We start from the raw sequence: 15,847 nt of genomic DNA, 5'->3' as shown, positions 1-15,847 counted from the left end.
CGTGCGAAAGGAAGATACGCCCGGGTGGATTGCGGCGATCTTGGCCTCGCCGCTGCTGTGGCACGCCGCAAGGCTTGCGCTGACATCCGCCTACATCATCGGCGGCTTCGCCAAGCTGCTCGACTTTGCGGGTGCGGCCGCCGAGCAGGCGAGGTTCGGTCTCAATCCCGGCTGGTTGTGGGCGACGCTTGCGATCGTCGTCGAGCTTGGCGGCTCGCTTCTTGTCGTTGCCAATCGGTTTGTGTGGCTCGGAGCCGGCGGGCTTGGCGTGCTGACTTTCGTGGCGATGTTGACCGCGAACGCGTTCTGGCTATCGACCGGCCATGAACGGTTTATGGTCATGAATGCATTCTTCGAGCATCTCGGCCTCATCGCCGGTCTCGTCATTGTGTCGATCTACGCCGTAGAGACGCCACCTCATCCAACCCGCATTTCGTAGTCTAATCTTGCCTAAGGAGTTGTCCATGAAACGGCTATCGGCATCGATCCTGCTCGTCTCCGTCGCGGCTTTCGCTGCGATGGTGCCGGCGACCGCCAAGGATGCGGGGAGGGCCGGCAAGGAGACCGTCGCCGTAGCACCGCAGTACGACACGACGCATGTCTATGTCGCGCCGGAGGACGTGGACAAGTTCGCATCGAGCTTTCTCGCGACTTTCGGCGGTCAAAGCACCAAGCAGGTGGTCGCTACCGTCACGCCCACACCGAGCAGCACGACGTCGCAGCTACTTCAGACGCCGGTCGGCACGGTCTCCCTGTTTGGGTTCAAGACGCCCGTGCCGTATCCATTCGGCGCCGAGCGGAACGGATATTTGGTCAGCGACATCGACCTTGCGATCAAGGCTGCACGCACGGCTGGTGCTGACGTGATCGTCGCGAACTTTCCGGATCCGATCGGGCGGGACGCGGTGATCCAGTGGCCGGGTGGCGTCAACATGCAGATCTACTGGCACACCACCAAGCCGAACTATACCCCCTTCGAGAAGGTCCCCGAGAATCGGGTGTACATTTCGACCGGCCGGGCAGACGCCTTCGTGCGAAGCTTCATCGCCTTCTCGCGCGGCAAGGTCGTCTCCCAGACCGCGAAGGCTCCCGGGATCGAGATTGGCAGGGCAGGGGAAACCTACACGAGGATTCGTATCGAATCGGCGTTCGGCAAGATGGTCGTCCTTGTGACCAACGGTCATTTGCCTTATCCCTACGGCCGCGAAACGACGGGCTATGAGGTGGCGGATCTCGATGCGACGCTTGCAAAAGCGAGGGCTGCCGGAGCGTCCGTTCTCGTCGAACCCTACACATCAGATGGCAGGTCCGCAGCGGTCGTGCAGTTTCCGGGCGGCTACGTCGCTGAGATACATTCCACGGGAGCCAAGCAAGCCGGGCGTGTTAGCCAGTAGCCTTCTGAAATATCTCGGAGCGATAAGACCTCATGCCAGGATGGATCGGCGCGCGAACCGTCAGGATGCTTTTGCCGCTGCTCGTGGTGACGGCGTACGTCGGTCCGGCCAAGGCACTGGACGCGGATGCCACGACAGCGAAGCGACCTGCAATCCAGGCCAATCGTTGGGCCGAAGATTGGTCAGTGCTCGCCGATCCGAAGCTGCGGACCGAAGCTTTTGATGGGCTCAAATACATACCGCTTTGGGCCACCGATCCGAAGAGCTACGTCTCATTCGGACTGACATTGCGCGAGCGCTTCGAGTCCAACGACGCTGCGGCGTTTGGAACCAGCAAGACTCCAGGGGACAGCTATCTCCTGCAACGGCTTCAGGTCCACGCCGACGTGCACTTCGACGAAAACTGGCGCGCGTTCGTTCAGATCGAGGACGATCGTGCATTCGACAAGCTGAACATCTCCTCAGTCGATCAGGATCGCCTCGATCTTCGGCTGGCGTTCGTCGAATACACCAATACCTTTGCAGCGGGCACCCTCAAGGCGCGCGTCGGACGCCAGGATTTCGCGTTCGACCTGCAGCGCTTCGTCTCGTCGCGGGATGGACCGAATGTGCGCCAGTCCTTCGATGCCATCTGGGCCGACTGGGAGAGCGGCGTTTGGCGTTTCATCGGATTTGTCAGCAGGCCCGTTCAGTATTTCGACGTGCACCCATTTGACGACACATCGAACGACCGGTTCCGGTTCAGCACGTTGCGGGTAGAACGGAAGGTGCTCGGAGACAACGAGCTGTCCGGCTATTATTCCCTGTACGAGCGTAGCGATGCCAAATATCTCGACGCACACGGCGATGAACGACGTCATATCCTTGACGTGAGATTCGCAGGCAAGTCGGGAGGGTTGGATTGGGACCTCGAGGCCATGGTGCAGGCAGGCCAGGTCGGCGCCACAGACATACGCGCGTGGGCCGTCGGTGCGCGGACGGGGTACACCTTTTCCGAGGCGGTGTGGCAGCCTCGCGTCGGCCTGCAATTCGACGCGGCGTCCGGCGATCATCACCCAGGTGATGGGGTACTCGGCACCTTCAATCCGCTGTTTCCGAACGGCTACTACTTCACCCTGGGCGGCTACACCGGGTACGCAAATCTCGTTCATCTGAAGCCGTCGATCCAGATCAGCCCGGCAACCGGGCTGAAAGTGATGGCGGCGGTCGGCCTGCAATGGCGTGAGACCACTGCCGATGCGATCTACGTCCAGCCGAACGTGCCGATTGCCGGCACGGCCGGAACCGGAAGCGCCTGGACGGGTGCCTATGGCCAGCTGCGCGTAGACTATGCTTTCAACGAACATCTCACTGGCGCAATCGAGGCCGTACACTTCGCCGTCGGCGATACGATCCTCGGCGTCGGCGGACACACGAGCAACTATCTCGGTGTCCAACTCCAATATGGCTGGTAACATGTCGAAGTCCGTTTCCTTCCTTGCTCTGCTGATGAGCCTCAATGCCGGCTTCGTTGATACCGCGGGCTTCCTCGCGCTTCAGGGGCTGTTCACGGCGCACGTGACCGGCAACTTCGTCACGTTCGGTGCTGCCGTTGTGCTGGGAACGTCGGGCGCTTTGGCCAAGCTTCTTGCGCTCCCCGTTTTCTGCGCTGTCGTGGTCATCACACGGATATTCAGTTTCTATCTGCCGGCCATGGGACTGCCGATCTTCCGCTCGATGCTGGCCATCAAGACGCTGCTGCTCGCCGTGGGTGGCGCAGCCGCCGCCTATTTCGGGCCGTTCGTGCAAGGGGACAGCTGGCAGGCGATTCTCACCGGGATGATTCTTGTCGCGGCAATGGCCATTCAAAATGCGGCCCACCGCATTCACATGGGTACGGAGCCGCCCAGCACCTTGATGACGGGAACGACGACCCAGATCATGATCGATGTCGCGGATGTCATGAGATCCGCACCCGCCTCTGTTCTGACCGTTGCCAAGCCCCGCTTGGGCAAGATGTCGGCGAGTGTGGCCGCGTTTGCGTTCGGGTGCGCGGCGGGGGCCTGCCTCTATGCCAAGTTCGGCACCTGGTGCTTCGTCCTCCCCCCGCTTATCGCGCTGCCGGCGGTGGTGTTGGCTCGGACCGAGCCCGCCCCGCAAAAGACGGCCTAGCGTTCGCGATGAGCCCAGCCGAGACATTCCAGATCATCCTGCTGCTCCTGATGATGGCTGTCGTGCTCGACACGGTAGCCCGTCGCTTGCGTCTGCCGTCGGCATCGGTGCTGGTGCTGGCTGGCATCGCTCTCGCTCTCGTTCCAGGGCTCCCCGAAGTGGAGTTCGATCCGGACTTCGTCATGGTCCTGTTTCTGCCACCGCTTCTGCTTTCGGGTGCCTACTTCACCGTGTGGCCGGATTTTCGAGCCAATCTCAGGATCATTCTGCAGTTGGCCGTCGGGGCCGTCGTGGTCACGACACTTCTGGTTGGCGTCGTCACGCACTTCTTCTTCCCGGCACTGCCTTGGGCCGCGTGTTTTGCGCTTGGTGCGATCGTTTCGCCGCCCGACGCCGTTGCCGCGCGCGCCGTGCTGGACCATCTTGATGTCCCGCCGCGCATCGCGGTTCTGCTGGAAGGCGAAAGCCTGATCAATGACGCCTCCGGTCTCGTCCTCTTTCGTTTCGCCGTCGCTGCGGCACTGACTGGGACCTTCAGTGCGGGGGCGGCCGCGGGAAGCTTCGTCTACGTCTCCGCCGTGGGGGTCGGCATTGGTCTCGCGCTCGGCTGGATCTGCGCTTTCGTCGCCGGAAAGTTGACGGATGCGCGGCTCACCGTGGTCTGGACGTTTTTGTCCGCCTGGGCCGCCTATCTGCTCGCGGATAGCCTGCATGTATCAGGCGTGCTTTCGACGGTCGCATGTGGGCTGGTCCTTGGACGCCTGCAACACAAGGCCTTGAGCGCCGCGTCGCGCGTCCAGGCTCTGGCGGTCTGGTCCGTCGTGACGTTCGTGATGGAGGCGTTGGTCTTCGTGCTGGTGGGGCTGGCTCTTCGCGGCGTTCTGCACCGGTTCGGTGCGGATTGGGGGACGGTGCGTGCGCTTGTGCCCGCAGCCGCGACGATCTTTGCCGTGCTCGTGCTCGCGCGCTTCGCTTGGATATTCCCCACGGCATACATTCCGAGGGCACTGATCCCCTCCCTTCGTGCGCGGGATCCATTTCCACCGCTTGCCGTTCCGCTGGTGATCAGCTGGGCCGGAATGCGCGGCGTCGTCAGTCTCGCGGCCGCACTGTCATTGCCCGAGAATTTTCCGGGCCGGGATATCATTCTGTTCGTGACCTTCTGCGTGGTTGCCGCGACTATCGTCGCGCTCGGGCTCACGCTCGGTCCGATCGCGAAAACGCTGGCAGGGCAGGAGTTCTTGCTGCGCGGAGAGGAGACGCTGTCCGAGGAGGCCGTCCGAGCCGAAATCGCGCGAGCCGAGTTCGATGCCATCCGCGCACATTCTCTCGGAGCGGAGGGGAAGCATCTCCATCCGCGGCTGGTCGAACAGTACGGGCATCGCCTCGCGATAGCCGAAGACCATGTCCTCGCCAAGAGACCCCATGAGGAGCGAAGACTTCAGCACTACCGTGCCATATTGATCGCGGTGGGAGCCGGCCGCAACAGGCTCCTTGAGCTCTTCAATTCCGGGCGCATCCACGACAGCGTCATGCACAGGCTCGAAGGTGAACTGGACCAGGAGGAGCTTTTTGCGACTCGGGTGGTCGAGGTGATGGACGTCGATTGAGCTGTTGGAGGATCTCAGCGCGATCGACGCTGCGGTTCGGCTCTTCGTCGGTTTTCTCGTCGATCGGTTCGGGCGCGAAGTCGCTACCTGAAGCCCGAATGGATTTCACATGAATAAGAAAATTCCAGATCCCTCACCTTGGTCATATCCGCACTCGGTTTCTCTTGTCCGCCGGACAGGCCCTATCGAGTAACCGCAAAGGTCAATGACACGTTCTCAGAGATCGAGCACTGGTTGCTGGAAGATGCGTCTGCGGAACGGGAGATGATCGAGCTGCTGGTCAAGCTGATTGCGAGGATGAAGGCGGCCGGCTCTTCCATCGACCGTTTGACGTTGCACATCGGCACGCTTCACCCGCAGCTCGTCGGATTCGCCTGGATCTGGAATGCGGATGACGGTTTTTGCGACGAGCTGCGCGTCGCCGATGCGGCAATCGTCTCCGACGCCTACACGCTCAATCCACTTCAGATATCGCCGCATTGCCTCGTTCATTTCTCGCGCTATGGGTTCTGAGAGCTAGGCGTTTGGCGATTTCTGCGGCCAACAGATAGATGGCCGTAATGACGATGATGATGGCCATGATACCGACGGGGGGTGTCTCGAAATGGAAAAATCTGCCCCATGGGCTGATCGCGAGGCCAATACCAACAGAGAGTGCTCCCAGCGATGTGGTTATGAGCATGACATGTGGTCGGTTTGCCCGCCACGGCATATGGCGGGAGCGAATCAAGAAGATGACGAGGATTTGGGTGGCGATCGATTCAATGAACCAACCAGTTTGGAATGCTGATGCGTCGGAATGGAAGAGTTTGAGGAGAGCCAGAAAGGTAATCGCATCGAATAGCGAAGACGTCGCACCCATGATGATCGTGAAGCGGAGAATGCTCCGCATGTCCCAGCTTTGTGGGCGTTCGACATCCTCTTGATCGACCTCGTCGAACGGGATGCCCACCTCGGATAGGTCATAGAGCAGGTTGTTCAATAGTATCTGGAGCGGCAAAAGCGGAAGGAATGGAAGGAAGATCGAGGCTAGGGCCATCGACAGCATGTTGCCGAAATTCGAACTCGTTCCCATTCGGACATACTTCAAGATGTTGGCAAATGTCCGTCGGCCCTCGCGCACGCCAGCCGCAAGCACCGAGAGATCGGGCGCCAACAGGATCATGTCGGCGGCCGCGCGGGCGACTTCAGTTGCGCCCGAGACCGATATGCCGACATGGGCCGCGTGAATGGCCGGGGGCGTCGTTGACGCCGTCGCCCATGAATCCGACGACGTGATTGCGCCGCCGGAGGGCTGCAATGATTCGCCGCTTCTGATCCGGGTCTATGCGGGCGAAAAGATTGATGTCATCGACCCTTGCTGCGAGCGCGACATCGGTCAGTTCGGAGATTTCCGCGCCTGTTAGGATGCGGTTCGACGGAAGTCCGACTGATTGCGCCACGCGGGAGACGACGGCACCGTGATCGCCCGAAAGGATCTTGATCGTCACGCCAAGTGAGGTGAGGGCGTTGATCGCCGAGGCGGCATCCTGCTTTGGCGGATCGGCGAACACACAGAATCCAATCATGGTCAAATTCGCTTCGTCGCCGACGGCAATCGTCTGCTGGTCAGGCGGAATGGACCGGATGGCGACGGCAAGAAGCCGGAAGCCATCGCGGGCATAGCGATCCTGCACATCCGCCATCATCTGTCGCCACGCGGTGTCGAGCGGATGGGCCAGACCGTCGATTTCCACGGTAACGCTGCGAGCCAGGATGGATTCTGGCGCCCCTTTTGCGATCAGCAGATGCTCTCCGTTTCGGCCGACCAGCACGGATAGGCACCGCCGCTCGAAGTCAAACGGAACCTCCGAGAGACGAGCCCAGTCGTTCGCCTTCGCACCAGCCGCCGACAGGATCGCGTCATCAAGCGGACTTCTCACGCCTGCCTGGAATGTACTGTTGAGGCATGCCAAGCTCAAGGTGCGGTCGCTGGGGCGCCCCTGCGGATCGACATGGGCCGCCAGCGTGATTCTCGCTTCCGTCAGCGTGCCCGTCTTGTCGACGCAGAGCGTGTCCATCGCACCCAGATCGTGAATCGCGGAAAGCCGTTTGACGATGACCTTTCGATCAGCCATGCGCTGAGCCCCGCGGGCGAGCGTCACCGTCATTACCATGGGGAGCAGTTCGGGGGTCAGACCGACGGCGAGGGCGATCGCGAACAGGAACGACTCCATTGCGGGACGATGCGCGACCAGGTGCGCCATTAGGACGAAGAGCGTGAGGAACAGCGTGAGCCGAAGGATCAGCATGCCAAGCCTTCGTACGCCTTGTTCGAGAGCCGTCGGCGGCGCATTCGCTGCCAGCGCAGCAGCGATCGCGCCAAAGCGCGTCCGGCTTCCTGTTTTTACGACCAGCATCTTGCCGCTGCCGCCCACCGTGCTCGTTCCGGCGAACAGGGCATTCGTCGCGTCTGCCGGCGACTTCGTTGAGCAGGGTTCAGTCGTCTTAAAGGCCGGAAACGGTTCGCCGGTCATCAAGGCTTCGTTGATCTGAAGCTCCTGGGCTTCGAGGACGATACCGTCGGCCGGTATGAGGTCGCCGGTACGGAGCTTCACGACGTCTCCGGGGACAAGCAACGCCACGGGTACGGAGAGGTCTTTGCCTTCGCGAACGACGTCGGCTTGAATGGCCACCGACTCCCGTAGCGCTTCGGCCGTCAGCTCGGCGCGATGCTCCTGAACGATATCCAGCGTCAGGGACAGCAACAACACGGACGCGATGATCGCAAAGCTGCCAACATCGCCGCTCGCTCCTGACACAAGCGCCGCGGCCAGCAGCATCGCAATCAATGGGTTCCAAAGACGCCGGCCGAGCTTGCGCAGGACAGACCGGCTTTGAGAGGCGTCAGCGCGGTTTGCACCGAACATCGCCAGGCGCCGCTCGGCTTCGACCTGCGCCAGCCCGTCGGGACCTGAGCCTAGCGCGCGGTAAAGGGCATCCTTTGGCGCTTGCCAGAACTCGTCAGGAGCCGAAGCAGCGCCAATCTGTTCGATTATCAAGGGGCTCTCCGGTCCTGGTTCGCTTGGGGCAACCGAAATTAGGAGCCAGCTCGAATTTGGACTTGACGCAGCTCAAGTCGGCCTAGGGCCACGTTGTTAAGTTGGGGAAGCCAAAGGAGTTCACCATGTCCCCTCCAGCATCCGTCAGCCGCGTCCCCGCGGTTCCGAATTCCGAGCGGGTCTCCCCGCAGCCACTGATCAATGAGGGAATGGCGCCGGCGCAGTCGATCGCCCCTGATATTGCCGCTGATGCAATCGACCGGTCCTTTCACGCGGCGCTGGCGCGCTTTACCGGCGGTGTTTCACCGGCAGCGCTGGCACTGGCCTTTGCAGACTGGCAACTGCATCTGCTGGCCTCGCCCGGTAAGCAGGCGGGCCTTGCCGGTCAAGCAATCCAGAACGCCTTTCAGTTTTTCGACTCCATGGTGCCCAGGCATGCGACGTTCCAGCCTTGGTCCGCCATCAGGCCGCCGGAGAATGACCGCCGTTTCTCGAGCTCTGACTGGGAGCTGCCCTCCTACAATCTCATGGCTCAGGCCTTCCTGCTGACCGAACAATGGTGGCACTCGGCAACGACCGGAATTCACGGACTGTCGCATTCGAACGCGACAATTGCAGACTTCACCTTGCGTCAATGCTTGGATACGGTAGCTCCGACGAATTTCGCCGTCAGCAATCCCGAGGTGTTGCGCAAGGTCATGGAGACCGGCGGTGGCAATTTCCTCTACGGCGTTCACAACTGGATTGAGGATTTCAAGACACTGCTTACCGGGGCGGGCTTGAGAAGCGATCGGACATTCGAAGTCGGCAAGGATGTCGCCGCAACGCCCGGTAAGGTCGTCTATCGCAACGAGCTGATCGAACTCATCCGGTATTCACCGATGACACCGACGGTGCGCCCCGAACCGGTTCTGATCGTGCCTGCCTGGATCATGAAGTACTATATTCTCGATTTGTCGGCGCGCAATTCGCTCGTGCGCTTTCTCATCGAAAGCGGATTTACCGTCTTCATGATCTCGTGGAAGAACCCGACACCCGAATATCGCAATTTCAGCCTGGAAGATTACCGCGAACTCGGGGTGGATGCCGCGATCGCGACCATCAACGCGCTTCGTCCCGGCCAGGCCATCCACGCCGCGGGCTATTGCCTTGGCGGAACCTTGCTCTCCATTGCGGCTGCGCGACTCGCTCGCGAGCGACCCGACTGTCTGCGAACGATGACGTTGCTTGCGGCGCAGACCGATTTTACGGAGGCCGGCGACCTGACCTTGTTCATCAACGAAAGCCAGGTTTCGTTTCTCGAGGATATGATGTGGCGGCAAGGGCTGCTCGGAACAGCGCAAATGGCCGGCGCGTTTCAGATGTTACGGAGCAACGACTTGCTGTGGTCGCGGATCGTTCGCGACTATCTGATCGGAGAACGAGCCGCGCCAAGCGAGTTGATGTCTTGGAATGCCGATGCCACGCGCATGCCCTATCAGATGCACTCCGACTATCTGCGGCGGCTGTTCCTGAACAATGATCTCGCCGAGGGACGCTATAAGGTCAATGGCCAGCCGGTCTCGCTCTCGGATCTGCACATGCCGATGTTCGTCGTCGGCACGCTGCGCGACCACGTCGCGCCGTGGAAGTCGACCTACAAGATCAATTTCCTTGCCAATGCAGATACCACCTACGTACTGACCAGTGGCGGGCACAACGCAGGCATCGTCGCCCCGCCCGGTGAGGAGGGGCACAGCTATCAGGTGCTTACCAAGAAGACCAGCGATCCCTATCTCGGCCCGGACGAGTGGGTCAAACGTGCGCCATCATACGAAGGATCATGGTGGAGCGAGTGGGCGCGATTCCTCGTAGCTCATTCCGATCAGCCTGTTCCCGCGTCTGGGGCAACGGTGGAGCAGAAAGTCGCACCTTTGGGCGACGCGCCCGGCACCTATGTCCTTGAACAGTAGAGGCGGTCGTTAGGAACGCAGCACGGCGGCACCCACGAGCTTGCCGTCCCTCAATTGGGCGAGGGCTTCATTCGCTTCCGCGAGCGGGAACACCGTGGTGTGTGTCCGAATGTTAGCCTTGGCCGCGATCGCGAGGAAATCAATGCCGTCCTTTCGCGTGAGGTTCGCAACCGACATGATCTGCCGTTCTCCCCAAAGATTGTCGTAGGGAAACGTCGGAATGTCGGACATATGAATGCCGGCGCAGACAACGCGTCCGCCCTTTCGCACCGCGCGCAAGGCAAGCGGCACCAATGCACCGACCGGTGCATATATAATCGCGGCGTCCAGATCGGTCGGCGGCCTATCCTCGGAAGCGCCGGCCCAGTCCGCGCCGAGCGAGAGCGCCAGCTGTTGCGCTTCCTGATCGCCTCTGCGCGTAAAAGCATAGACGGTCCGCCCTTGGGACCGGGCCACCTGCGCCACGATATGCCCGGCTGCGCCGAAGCCATAGATGCCTAACGTTTTGCTTTCGCCGGCCATCACCAGAGATCTCCAGCCGATCAGACCGGCGCAGAGCAGCGGCGCGATGGCTACGTCATCGCCGTGCTCACCGAGCGGAAAGCAATATCTGGCATCGGCGATCAGGTGGCTCGCAAAGCCGCCGTCGCGCGTGTAGCCGGTGAATTTGGGACGATCGCAGAGATTTTCCTTGTCCATGCGACAATAGAAGCACTCTCCGCAGGTGTAACCGAGCCAGGGCACGCCCACGCGCATGCCGGGCTTCAGGTCGTCGACACCCGCGCCGAGCGCGTCAACCCGGCCGACGACTTCGTGGCCCGGGATGATTGGGTAAGGAATGGCGGGCAGGTCGCCGTCGAGCACATGAAGATCGGTTCGGCACACGCCGCAGGCGCTGATCTTGACGCGAACCTCACCGGGCCCCGGGATTGGATCGGGAAGCTCCTGAAAGGTCAGGCGCGCGCCGCGCGCAGAAAGGACCATCGCATACACAGCCAATATCAGCCTGTCAGGTTGGCGCCAGTTCGCAACGGATGATACTCCATGTTCCTCGCTGGAAAGCAATGCGATCGGCGAACGCTTGGTCAATGCTGCGCGGCTGGGCGAGTTCAACGGTGCGGAACAGGGGATCGGTGCTGGCCGGTGTTGCGCTATCCACGTTGATCTGGCGATTGCAGGCCGACCTGCTGCGCTGGCAGCAGCGCAGTCTGGTAGCCCGAACGACGGCGCGCTGTTCGTTCGGCTCGGATCAGATGCGTGCCTTCAGCTCGAAGCTCGACGAGCGGCAATTGCAGTCATCTCGAGCTTGACGCCGGGACCGAGGTCGGTCACTCCGATGACCGCGCGCGCCGGTAGGGAGGTCTCCGCGAAGCATGCTTTCCAGGCCGTATTGAATGCGGCTTTTTCGCTGAGCTTCGTGACGAAGATTGTCACTTGCAGGACATGGGACCGATCAGATCCCAGGGTTTCCAGCAAACGCGACAACTGGCCAAGTACATCATTGGCCTGGCCAGCCATATCAAGGCTCGTGTCCTCAGGGACGATCCCGCCGATGTAGAGCACGCCGTTATGCTCGACAACTTCGTGGAGCAACCCCTCATACGGCAGGACGCGCTTGATCATTGTGCCACCTTTGACGTTGCCGGGACGACGAGACGTTTTGTCGGTATTGCTGCTGAGTCCGCTGACAAGTCAACACGCCTCATCATCAACGCGTCCATCCTCAAAGCATCACACCCAGCCGCCATCGACGACGTAGTGCTGAGCGGTGCAGGCGGAGGCCTCGTCGGAGGCGAGGAAGACGGTGAATTTCGCGACCTCGTCTGGCACCAGCCTGCGCTTCAGGCACTGTCGCTGCTGAAGTTCGATCTCGCCCGCCGGCGTCATCCATTTCTCGAGCTGGCGTTCGGTCATGATCCAGCCCGGCGCGATCGCGTTCACGCGGACATTGTAGGGACCGTAGTCGCGCGCCAGCGAGCGCGTCAGGCCAATGACGCCTGATTTGCTGGCGGTATAGGCGGCCATGCCGCCCTGTCCGGCGATCCACGACACCGAGCCGAAATTGATGATGGCCCCGGCATTCGCAGCCTTCATGTCCGGCAGCACGGCTTGCGACGCAAAGAACTGGTGCTTCAGATTCACCGCGATGCGGTCGTCCCAATATTCCGGCGTCATCTCCTCGGTCTTGTGCCGCTCGTCATGTGCGGCGTTGTTGACCAGGATGTTGATCGCGCCGTGCGCCTTGCGTGCTTCCTCCACGCCCGCGCGCAACGCGGGGATGTCGGTCAGGTCGACGTGCTGGAAATGCGCAGCCAGTCCCCGATCGGATAGCTCGCGCGCCAGGCGTTGGCCTTCGTCGACCTTGATGTCGAAGCACACGACCTTGGATTTCTGCTCCGCGAACCGCCGCACGATCGCAGCGCCAATTCCCGCTGCCCCTCCGGTGACGAGCACGACCTTGCCGGCGAGGTCGGAATAGATGGCAGCCATGGGCACCTCTCAGTGTGTTGCGGGCGACGCGACGGGCCGCCCGACTCTTTTCCAGACCATAGCCATTCCTTCCGTGAGGTGCATAGGTCAGAATTTGTGTTGCGTACCTCAAATATTGAAGGCAGGATTGCAGCCAAAGAATAAGAGCCCATTGGGAGGATGTGATGAGACTGCTCGGGAAGCTGGGACTCGCCGCGGCCGCATGCCTGCTTGGCGCCAATGTCGCCGCAGCCGACACAACCGTGAAATGGCTGCACATCGAGGTCAATCCGGCTCAGGTGAAGATCTGGGAGGAGGTCGCGCGTGCCTATGAGGCGTCGCATCCGGGCGTCAAGGTCGAGATGCAGTTCCTCGAGAACGAGGCCTACAAGGCCAAGCTGCCGACCATCCTGCAATCCAAGGATCGGCCGAACATCATCTACAGCTGGGCCGGCGGCGTCCTGAAGACGCAGATCGAGGCCGGTGTTCTCGACGACATTACCGACCAGGTGAAGGGCTACAGCGACAGCATCACGCCGGCGGCACTCGCTGCCTTCACCAGCAATGGCCACGTCTATGGCCTTCCCGTCGCGTTGTCGCAGGTGGGGTTCCTCTGCAACAAAGAGCTGATGGCCAAGGCGAAGGTCGATCCCGCCGCCATCAAAACCTGGGACGATCTGCTCGCCGCGGTGAAGACGCTGAAAGCGGCCGGCGTCACGCCGATCGTGGTCGGTGGCGCCGACAAATGGCCACTGCATTTCTACTGGACGCATCTTGCGGTGCGCGTCGGCGGCAAGGCGGCCTTCGACGCTGCATTGCGCGGCGAGAACGGCGGCTTTGCTGGCGAGACCTTCCAGAAGTCCGGCGAGCTGTTCAAGCAGCTCGTCGACCTGCAGCCATTCCAGAACGGCTTCCTCGGCTTCAAGAACCCGCAGGCCGTCGGCTATTTCGGCGACGGCAAGGCGGCGATGACACTGGCGATCTCCACCGTCTATAATTTGCAGCGCGCACTCGCCGCCGACAAGGTCGGATTGAGCGAGGACAAGATCTGCTGGTTCGATTTCCCCGTGGTGGCGGGCGGCAACGGCGCGCCGACGGATACGCTGGGCGGCATTACCGGCTGGCTGATCACGAAGGGCTCGCCGAAGGAGGCGGTCGATTTCCTGAAGTACTTCGTCTCGAAGGACGTGCAGACGCGGCTTGCCGCCGGCAACTACATCATCCCCGTGGTGCAGGGTGCGGACGTCGGCCTCAACAATTCCTTCATGAAGCTGATCGCAGCCAATCTGGCGAAGTCGAACTATCACCAGAATTTCTATGACCAGAGCCTTGGCCCCTCGGTCGGTCGCGTCGTCAACGACGTCACCGCGGAGATCGCCGGTGGCAGCATGAGCCCGCAGGACGCAGCGAAAGCGATCGAAGCGGCGCGGAAGCAGGGCAACTGACGGTGGCGCGGCGGATCGCGATCGTGTCGGCGATGGGCGTTGCTGACGAGACGATCCCGCAGGCCGCGATCCGCGGCCCGAGCTGGGACGGCCGCTTCACCGTCCTGATCCTGTTCCTGCCGCCGGCACTGCTGCTGTTCACATTGTTCGTGGTGCTGCCGATCGGCGAGGCCGCCTGGTATTCCGGCTTCAACTGGAACGGGTTCGGCAAGCCGACCAACTGGATCGGCTTCGACAATTACCGCTTCGTGCTGGAGACCCGCGCCTTCTGGCTCGCGCTGCGCAACAACGGGCTGATCATCGCGGTCTCGCTCGCGGTCCAGCTGCCGCTTGCGCTCACGCTGGCCTTGATGCTCGCCGAGCGCTTTCGTGGAGCGGTGGCGCTGCGCATGCTGTTCTTCATGCCCTACATCCTGGCCGAGATCGCGACCGGCCTGATCTTCTCTTTCGTCTATGACGGCGATTACGGCCTCGTCGCCTCGATCTGGCGCACCTTCGGCGCCGAGCCGCCGCATCTGCTGGCCTCGACCGACACCGCGATGCTGGCGGTGCTGATCGTGATCGTCTGGAAGTACTTTGGCTTCCACATGATGCTGTTCATCGCGGCGCTCCAGAGCCTCGACAAGAGCCTGATCGAGGCGGCGCGGATCGACGGCGCAACGCGCTCGCAAGCCCTGCGCCATGTCGTGATCCCCTTGCTCTATCCGACGATCCGGCTCTCTGTCTTCTTCGCCATCGTCGGGTCGCTGCAGCTGTTTGACCTCGTCATGCCGCTGACGCGCGGGGGGCCTGCGGATTCCTCCAACACCATGGTGAGCTTCCTCTACAACAACGGTATCTCGCGCATGCGGGTCGGCTATGGCAGCGCCATCGGCGTCATCCTGTTCATGATCTGCGTGACCTTTGCCTTCACCTACAAGCGATGGTTCATGCGCGATGAGTAATGCCGAGACCGCCCGCGCGCCGTACGATCACGCCGCGCTGTTCAAGGCGGCGTTCCTCGCTGCCGTTGCCATCTTCGTGCTGGTGCCGCTGCTCGCGACCTTGCTCGGCGGCTTCAAATCGCTCGGCGAATTGCGCGTGAATCCGTTCGGCCTGCCGCGTCACTGGGAATGGCAGAATTATGCCGACATCCTGTTCTCCGCGCGTTACTGGCAGCTCTTGCGCAACTCGCTGATCATCTCGACGCTCACGGTGACATTGACCCTGATCACAGCATCGATGGCGGCGTTCACCTTCGCCCATATCAAGTTCTACGGCTCATCGATGCTGCTGAGCTACTTGACGCTAGGCTTGCTGTTTCCGGCGGCGACCGCCGTGCTGCCGTTGTTCATCAAGGTGCGCGATCTCGGACTGCTCGATACTTATTTCGGCGTCGCGCTGCCGCAGGTCGCCTTCAGCCTCGCCATGAGCGTGCTGCTGCTGCGGCGCTTCTTCAGGGATATTCCCCATGAGCTGCTCGAAGCGGCGCTGGTCGATGGCTGCAGCTATATCAAATTCTTCCGCTACGTGACGCTGCCTTTGTCGCGGCCGATCCTGGCGACCGTCGGTACCATCACCTTCGTCAACAGCTGGAATGCCTATCTTCTGCCGCTGGTGATGCTCAACACCGATGCGCTCTATCCATGGCCGCTTGGCATCATGGTTTACCAGGGCGAATATTCGTCCGAGTGGCACCTGATCCTGGCGTTCATCACGCTCACCATCCTGCCGACGATCATTCTGTTCCTTCTGGCACAGAAGCACATCGTCGCCGGCCTCACTGCAGGCGCGGTCAAGGGATGA

The 15,847-nt window shown here is 61.5% G+C and carries 15 protein-coding genes; 10 read left to right on the top strand and 5 right to left on the bottom strand.

The features are described from left to right. Position 1: 1 nt before the first annotated feature. The 6 genes from ACP2YP_RS28920 to ACP2YP_RS28895 all read left to right on the top strand — a co-directional run bounded on the left by ACP2YP_RS28920 (position 2) and on the right by ACP2YP_RS28895 (position 5,668). Positions 2-439: a DoxX family protein gene (locus ACP2YP_RS28920; RefSeq protein WP_426419648.1), complete on the top strand. Its 438-nt coding sequence runs from the start codon at positions 2-4 to the stop codon at positions 437-439. A gap of 25 nt (positions 440-464) precedes the next feature. Further along, positions 465-1,394, top strand: coding sequence for a glyoxalase (locus ACP2YP_RS28915; RefSeq protein WP_426419647.1), 930 nt, complete (start codon positions 465-467; stop codon positions 1,392-1,394). A 65-nt stretch (positions 1,395-1,459) separates the two neighbouring features. Beyond that, a complete protein-coding gene (locus ACP2YP_RS28910) occupies positions 1,460-2,848 on the top strand; it encodes an alginate export family protein (RefSeq protein WP_426426296.1) in 1,389 nt (462 codons plus the stop codon). A 1-nt stretch (position 2,849) separates the two neighbouring features. Further along, complete coding sequence (locus ACP2YP_RS28905; protein WP_426419646.1) at positions 2,850-3,545, top strand: YoaK family protein; 696 nt, start codon at positions 2,850-2,852, stop codon at positions 3,543-3,545. A gap of 50 nt (positions 3,546-3,595) precedes the next feature. Beyond that, complete coding sequence (locus tag ACP2YP_RS28900) at positions 3,596-5,155, top strand: Na+/H+ antiporter (protein WP_426419645.1); 1,560 nt, start codon at positions 3,596-3,598, stop codon at positions 5,153-5,155. Between the two features lie 264 nt (positions 5,156-5,419). Further along, on the top strand, positions 5,420-5,668 hold the full coding sequence (locus ACP2YP_RS28895) for a hypothetical protein (RefSeq protein WP_426419644.1): 249 nt from the start codon (positions 5,420-5,422) through the stop codon (positions 5,666-5,668). On the opposite strand, the gene ACP2YP_RS28890 is transcribed toward ACP2YP_RS28895, so the two are convergent. Next, positions 5,610-6,320 carry a cation transporting ATPase C-terminal domain-containing protein gene (locus ACP2YP_RS28890; protein ID WP_426419643.1) on the bottom strand — a complete coding sequence of 237 codons (711 nt, stop codon included), beginning with the start codon at positions 6,318-6,320 and terminating at the stop codon, positions 5,610-5,612. The two genes, ACP2YP_RS28895 and ACP2YP_RS28890, sit on opposite strands and share 59 nt — an antisense overlap. Positions 6,321-6,342: 22 nt before the next feature. Next, a complete protein-coding gene (locus tag ACP2YP_RS28885) occupies positions 6,343-8,196 on the bottom strand; it encodes a cation-translocating P-type ATPase (protein ID WP_426419642.1) in 1,854 nt (617 codons plus the stop codon). Between the two features lie 209 nt (positions 8,197-8,405). On the opposite strand from ACP2YP_RS28885, the gene ACP2YP_RS28880 reads away from it, so the two are divergent. Further along, a complete protein-coding gene (locus ACP2YP_RS28880; protein ID WP_426419641.1) occupies positions 8,406-10,148 on the top strand; it encodes a PHA/PHB synthase family protein in 1,743 nt (580 codons plus the stop codon). 9 nt (positions 10,149-10,157) lie between these two features. Here ACP2YP_RS28880 and ACP2YP_RS28875 read toward each other — a convergent pair whose 3' ends face one another. From ACP2YP_RS28875 to ACP2YP_RS28865, 3 genes are all read right to left on the bottom strand, one after another. Next, positions 10,158-11,141, bottom strand: coding sequence for a zinc-dependent alcohol dehydrogenase family protein (locus ACP2YP_RS28875; RefSeq protein WP_426426295.1), 984 nt, complete (start codon positions 11,139-11,141; stop codon positions 10,158-10,160). Positions 11,142-11,411: 270 nt separating this feature from the next. Continuing rightward, positions 11,412-11,771, bottom strand: a complete 360-nt coding sequence (locus tag ACP2YP_RS28870; protein WP_426419640.1) for a RidA family protein — start codon at positions 11,769-11,771, stop codon at positions 11,412-11,414. Positions 11,772-11,879: 108 nt separating this feature from the next. Beyond that, positions 11,880-12,638, bottom strand: a complete 759-nt coding sequence (locus ACP2YP_RS28865) for an SDR family NAD(P)-dependent oxidoreductase (RefSeq protein ID WP_426419639.1) — start codon at positions 12,636-12,638, stop codon at positions 11,880-11,882. A gap of 164 nt (positions 12,639-12,802) precedes the next feature. On the opposite strand from ACP2YP_RS28865, the gene ACP2YP_RS28860 reads away from it, so the two are divergent. Genes ACP2YP_RS28860 through ACP2YP_RS28850 form a run of 3 tightly spaced genes read left to right on the top strand, consistent with a single transcriptional unit; the run spans position 12,803 to position 15,847 of the window. Then, positions 12,803-14,062: an extracellular solute-binding protein gene (locus ACP2YP_RS28860; RefSeq protein ID WP_426419638.1), complete on the top strand. Its 1,260-nt coding sequence runs from the start codon at positions 12,803-12,805 to the stop codon at positions 14,060-14,062. A gap of 2 nt (positions 14,063-14,064) precedes the next feature. Next, positions 14,065-15,006, top strand: a complete 942-nt coding sequence (locus tag ACP2YP_RS28855) for a carbohydrate ABC transporter permease (RefSeq protein WP_426419637.1) — start codon at positions 14,065-14,067, stop codon at positions 15,004-15,006. Next, positions 14,999-15,847, top strand: a complete 849-nt coding sequence (locus ACP2YP_RS28850; protein ID WP_426419636.1) for a carbohydrate ABC transporter permease — start codon at positions 14,999-15,001, stop codon at positions 15,845-15,847. Before ACP2YP_RS28855 ends, ACP2YP_RS28850 begins: the two co-directional genes overlap by 8 nt.

Origin of the sequence: Bradyrhizobium genosp. A, from assembly GCF_049949275.1 — a bacterium.
Lineage (GTDB): Bacteria > Pseudomonadota > Alphaproteobacteria > Rhizobiales > Xanthobacteraceae > Bradyrhizobium.
This window is presented reverse-complemented; position numbering and strand designations above follow the sequence as displayed.

Coding starts and splice junctions, on each gene's coding strand:
- ACP2YP_RS28915 (WP_426419647.1), top strand. CDS start 465: ATGAAACGGCTATCGGCATCGATCCTGCTCGTCTCCGTCGCGGCTTTC.
- ACP2YP_RS28910 (WP_426426296.1), top strand. CDS start 1,460: ATGCTTTTGCCGCTGCTCGTGGTGACGGCGTACGTCGGTCCGGCCAAG.
- ACP2YP_RS28905 (WP_426419646.1), top strand. CDS start 2,850: ATGTCGAAGTCCGTTTCCTTCCTTGCTCTGCTGATGAGCCTCAATGCC.
- ACP2YP_RS28900 (WP_426419645.1), top strand. CDS start 3,596: ATGATGGCTGTCGTGCTCGACACGGTAGCCCGTCGCTTGCGTCTGCCG.
- ACP2YP_RS28895 (WP_426419644.1), top strand. CDS start 5,420: ATGATCGAGCTGCTGGTCAAGCTGATTGCGAGGATGAAGGCGGCCGGC.
- ACP2YP_RS28890 (WP_426419643.1), bottom strand. CDS start 6,320: ATGATCCTGTTGGCGCCCGATCTCTCGGTGCTTGCGGCTGGCGTGCGC.
- ACP2YP_RS28880 (WP_426419641.1), top strand. CDS start 8,406: ATGGCGCCGGCGCAGTCGATCGCCCCTGATATTGCCGCTGATGCAATC.
- ACP2YP_RS28870 (WP_426419640.1), bottom strand. CDS start 11,771: ATGATCAAGCGCGTCCTGCCGTATGAGGGGTTGCTCCACGAAGTTGTC.
- ACP2YP_RS28865 (WP_426419639.1), bottom strand. CDS start 12,638: ATGGCTGCCATCTATTCCGACCTCGCCGGCAAGGTCGTGCTCGTCACC.
- ACP2YP_RS28860 (WP_426419638.1), top strand. CDS start 12,803: ATGAGACTGCTCGGGAAGCTGGGACTCGCCGCGGCCGCATGCCTGCTT.
- ACP2YP_RS28850 (WP_426419636.1), top strand. CDS start 14,999: ATGAGTAATGCCGAGACCGCCCGCGCGCCGTACGATCACGCCGCGCTG.